This is a genomic window from Paenibacillus sp. OT2-17 (genome assembly GCF_009827695.1).
GTDB lineage: Bacteria > Bacillota > Bacilli > Paenibacillales > Paenibacillaceae > Paenibacillus > Paenibacillus polymyxa_B.
In genome coordinates, this window is sequence record NZ_WUDQ01000252.1 from 1 (window position 1) to 5145 (window position 5145).

Annotated in this window: 5 protein-coding genes; all 5 read left to right on the top strand. The window is 46.5% G+C overall.

The annotated features are described in order from the left end of the window. On the top strand, window positions 1-494 hold a 494-nt coding region (locus tag GRP75_RS18775), incomplete at its 5' end, for an ATP-binding cassette domain-containing protein (protein ID WP_160790039.1). Next, on the top strand, window positions 491-2329 hold the full coding sequence (locus GRP75_RS18780; protein WP_068942685.1) for an ABC transporter ATP-binding protein: 1839 nt from the start codon (window positions 491-493) through the stop codon (window positions 2327-2329). The genes GRP75_RS18775 and GRP75_RS18780, both read left to right, overlap by 4 nt. A 129-nt stretch (window positions 2330-2458) precedes the next feature. Continuing rightward, entirely contained in the window at window positions 2459-3643 is a 1185-nt protein-coding gene (gene purT, locus GRP75_RS18785; RefSeq protein ID WP_160790040.1) for a formate-dependent phosphoribosylglycinamide formyltransferase, read from the top strand. Next, window positions 3636-4097 carry a GNAT family N-acetyltransferase gene (locus tag GRP75_RS18790; RefSeq protein ID WP_160790041.1) on the top strand — a complete coding sequence of 154 codons (462 nt, stop codon included), beginning with the start codon at window positions 3636-3638 and terminating at the stop codon, window positions 4095-4097. Before purT ends, GRP75_RS18790 begins: the two co-directional genes overlap by 8 nt. A 208-nt stretch (window positions 4098-4305) precedes the next feature. Next, complete coding sequence (locus tag GRP75_RS18795; protein WP_028540689.1) at window positions 4306-5046, top strand: CAP domain-containing protein; 741 nt, start codon at window positions 4306-4308, stop codon at window positions 5044-5046. The last annotated feature ends 99 nt before the right edge of the window (window positions 5047-5145 follow it).

A 5145-nucleotide genomic window follows, 5' to 3' on the forward strand; every position in this document is an offset into this window, starting at 1 on the left:
GCAACAATATTTCATATGGATTAAGTCATGTCAGTATGGATGACATCATACGCGTTTCCAAACTGGCTCAGGCACATGAATTCATAACTGAACTACCGCTGGGATATGACACTGTCGTCGGAGAACGTGGATTGGGACTGTCCGGAGGGCAGAAACAACGGATCGCCATCGCGCGCGCACTACTCAAAAATCCGAAAATTCTGGTACTGGATGATGCTACCAGTGCGGTTGATATGGAGACAGAGCATGAAATACAGACCGGTTTTCAAGAGGTTATGCGTGGTCGAACAACATTTATAATTGCTCATCGAATCTCTTCACTTCGTCATGCCAATGAGATTGTGGTGCTTGAGGAAGGACGAATCGTCCAGCGTGGAACACATGAACAGCTCATTGCTACTCCAGGTCCATATCAGGATGTGTATCATATTCAATACGCCGATTACATAGCTCAGGCTCCAGACGGTGTATCCGAAGGGCAGGTGAGACCATGAATATACCCGCAGAAAAAGTAAAACCGTTAAAAAAGCCAACGAATGAACGCTTTGTCTATCAAGATGATGATGTCATTGACAAACCGTTTAACTGGTCAGAATTCAAACGTTTGCTGGCATACATGAAGCCTTATGCCCGTCAGATTCTGCCGATCCTTCTGGTCATGATGATTCTCGGCACCATTACTAAGCTGACCGTTCCTTATTTGATCAGTCTGGCCATTGATAAGGCAATTGCTCCCGCATGGCCTGCACTGCCCAGCGTAAAGTTACTGCTGCTCATCACGGGTGCCGTGCTCTTGTTATATTTAATTCAATGGGCAGCCAGCACGTACCGCATTAAATTCACCAATATTATCGGTCAACGGGTTATTTACGATTTGCGTGAAGATTTATTCAAGCATATTCAAAAGCTATCCTTTAACTTTTTTGATAAGAGACCAGCAGGTTCTGTATTAGTGCGCGTGACAAATGACATTAACTCGCTACAGGATCTTTTTACGAACGGTGCAGTGAATGTCCTGATTGACTGCGTACAGCTTATCGGAATTATTGTCATTTTGCTGCTTATTAATTGGAAGCTCGGTTTGGCGGTAATTGTGACCGTTCCGATCATGTTTTTGATCTCGACCAAGCTGCGCGTACGCATCCGCCGTGCTTGGCAAGAAGTGCGTATGAAGAACTCACGTATCAACTCTCATTTGAATGAGTCCATTCAGGGGATTCGTGTGACACAAGCGTATACGCAGGAGCAGGAAAACATGGCTTATTTCGACGATATGAACAGCTCTAGCAAAAAATCGTGGGATAAGGCTTCTGCCATGAATCAGGTCTTTGGCCCACTTATTGATATTACCGGAGGATTTGGTACGCTTGTGCTGTTCTGGTTTGGAGCGCATTTAATTCAGACAGATCAGCTTACGGTGGGATTACTGGTTGCGTTTGCTAACTATGTTGGGAACTTTTGGGAACCGATTAATCGACTGGGGCAAATGTATAATCAGTTACTGGTTGCGATGGCTTCGTCAGAACGAATTTTTGAGTTTATGGATGAACAGCCGAATATTGCAAACAAACCGGGAGCAAAAGCCTTGCCGTCCATTCGGGGCGATATCCAATTTGAAAAGGTCATTTTTGAATATGAAAAGGGACGTCAGGCGCTCAAAGGTATTAATCTTTCTGTCGAGGCGGGCCAATCTATAGCGCTTGTGGGTCATACCGGATCAGGTAAAAGTACAATTATTAATCTGCTCAGCCGTTTTTATGACATTACGTCAGGGCGGCTTACGATTGATGGCCATGATGTGCGCGATGTCACGGTGGAGAGCTTGCGAAGCCAGATAAGCATTGTGCTTCAGGATACATTTATTTTTTCGGGGACGATACGCGATAATATCCGATTTGGCCGATTGGATGCAACGGATGAGGAAATTGAAGCGGCTGCGAAGGCGGTCAATGCTCATGAATTCATTGTTCACTTGCCAGCTGGCTATGAAACAGAGGTAGAGGAGCGGGGGGGAATGTTGTCCATGGGCCAGCGACAGCTCTTATCCTTTGCTCGTGCCTTGCTGGCAAATCCGAGAATTCTTATCCTGGATGAAGCAACAGCCAGTATTGATACGGAAACGGAGTTGAAAATTCAGGAGGCTCTTCAGGTTTTACTGGAAGGCAGAACTTCGTTTATGGTCGCTCACCGTTTGTCCACCATCCGGAATGCTGATCATATCGTTGTACTGGATCATGGGGAAATCCAAGAAAGTGGTAATCATGAACAATTGATGAAAAAACATGGAATATATCGGGGGCTGGTGGAAGCACAGTTCAGATTTTTGTAAAAAAAAGATCAAAAAATCGCGTTTTTTGTAAATTTAAATGCCGAGCACTATTGCATTCTTGGAGCTAGACCCTGAAAATAAAGATGAAAAGAGATCAGAGCAATTTCGTCAGAGGGGGAAGAGTTCAAGATGTGGGGTGCTCCTTTTTCTGCCAAAGCTAAGAAGATGCTGCTGCTGGGTAGCGGCGAATTGGGAAAAGAAGTCATTATTGAAGCTCAGCGGCTTGGCGTGGAATGTATTGCTGTTGATCGCTATGAACTGGCTCCAGCAATGCAGGTGGCCCATCGCTCTCACTGTCTGGATATGCAGGATGCTGAGGCGTTGAAGGCACTAATTCGTGAGGAAAAGCCCGACATAATTGTACCTGAAATCGAAGCTATTGCTACGGGTGCTTTGGAAGAATTAGAGCAAGAAGGATTTTACGTAGTACCAACGGCCCGTGCCGCCCGTCTTACGATGGACCGGGAAGGTATCCGCAGGCTGGCTGCCGAGAAATTACAGCTTCCGACTGCTGCCTATCGTTTTGCAGATAATTTTGACCAGTTGCGGTCGGCGGTTCATGAGCTGGGCACGCCATGTGTGGTCAAGCCTTTGATGAGTTCGTCGGGTAAAGGGCAGTCTGTATGCCGGGCACTCGAAGATGCAGAATCCTGCTGGAATACGGCGCTGGAAGGCGCGCGTGCCAAAACAACACGTGTCATTGTTGAAGCTTTTGTCCCGTTTGAGAGCGAAATTACCTTATTGACCGTCAGATCGGTTTCGGGTACGATTTTTTGCCCACCGATTGGCCACATTCAGAAAGATGGGGATTATGTCGAATCCTGGCAGCCTCATGGCATGACGGACAAGCAGCTTTCGGAGGCGGAGAACATTGCCCGTACGATTACGGATGAACTGGGTGGTTACGGATTGTTTGGCGTAGAGCTGTTTTTAACAGCTGATGGCGTCATATTCAGTGAAGTATCCCCTCGTCCGCATGATACAGGAATGGTGACCATGATCACGCAGGATTTGTCGGAATTTGCGCTTCACGTGCGGGCCATTCTCGGATTCCCGGTGCCATCCGTCACGCTGCTTACACCAGGAGCTTCAGCTACTTTGAAGGCAGAAGTGGCTACGCGGGATTTCGTAATAAGCGGTCTGCATGATGCATTATTGCTACCCCGGACACAGGTGCGAGTGTTCGGGAAGCCTCAAACCAAGCCGGGACGCCGGATGGCTGTAGCGCTTAGCGCTGCAGAAGATGTGGAAACAGCACGGAAGACGGCCAAAGAAGCTGCTAATATGCTGAAAGTGGAGGTAAATCATGTCTAACAATGTGATGATTCCAGTACTGACAATTCGTTCCGTAGAGCTTGGCGATTGCGAAGCCGTAACTGGACTACTAAGAGAAGTCGGGTACCCGATGACTTGTGGTGTAATGAAAGAAGTTATGGGAACAACGCGGGAGGACAGTCAAGCGAATATGATGGTTGCAGAAATGGATGGTCGTGTTGTCGGAGTAATCGGCATGCATACGGCTCAAAGCTTGGCTTATCCTGATCCTGCCGTACAAATCACTATGCTAGTCGTGAGCGGGGAGTATCGCGGCGAGGGCATTGGCAAGCGCCTGGTGGCTTGTGGTGAGGAGTGGGGACGTGCGCAAGGATGCTATCATTTATTCATTACCGGAGCGAATAACCGCATCAAACGGGTAGAGGCCCGAGCTTTCTACAACCGAATCGGCTTTGAGAAGCAAGGCTACCGTTTCAGCAAAAAGCTTAGATAATCAGCCTGTAAAAAGACAGTATTATACTTAATGCCTCACTACTTTTAACTTAGTTCCGCATGGGTCAACTCCGAGCGGGGCTATTTTTTTTCCAACTTTTATACCATTGATCCTTCTATAAAACATGATATACTGCTAGAGTAAAGATTACAAAGTTGTAACCAGACGCGTTCACACCAAGGCATTTATACAACAAGGAGATGACGAAATGAAGAATATGTTGAAAAAAACACTGGTGATGGGAAGTCTAAGCGCCATTTTATCCGCAGGATTCATCGTTCCGGCATCAGCTTCACCAGCTGACGATTTGACTGCCCAACTGCAACAATGGTTTCAAAATAACGGATATACCGTCAATATGTCCAACGGGACGACTACAATAACAAAGACCGTAATTAAGGATGGTTCTGAAAAGGACAAGGCTAAAAACAAAACAGCAAATCCTTCATCCGGTAAACAAGCAACAACCAAACAGGGTAGCCAAAAGGCATCGCAGTCTAGTAACAAGCAACAGACTCAAAAACAAAGCACAAACTCAGGCGCGGGTCAGTCAGCAGGATCGGATGCACAACTGAGCAAGTCCCAATTTGCAGCTGAGGTTGTAAAGCTTGTAAATAACGAGCGCAGCCAAAAAGGTCTGAAGCCCCTCGCATCGAATGCGAAGCTTACAGAAGTAGCCTTAGTCAAGGCGAAGGATATGAGTACGAACAATTACTTTTCCCATACATCTCCGACCTATGGTTCACCATTTGATATGATGAAAAAATTCGGTGTAACTTATACGTATGCGGGTGAGAATATTGCCATGGGACAACAAACACCACAAGAAGTGATGAAAGCCTGGATGAACAGCCAGGGACACCGTGAGAATATTTTGAAGGCAGAATATACACAAATTGGTGTGGCTTACTACAATGGATATTGGGTACAAGAGTTCACACGTAACTAAGATGATCGTAAATACGTTCCCAACGTCATGTCGCTGCTACGAAAAGATAGTGACGTGACGTTAATCTGGAGACCCGCTGACACGTTCAGCGGGTCTTTT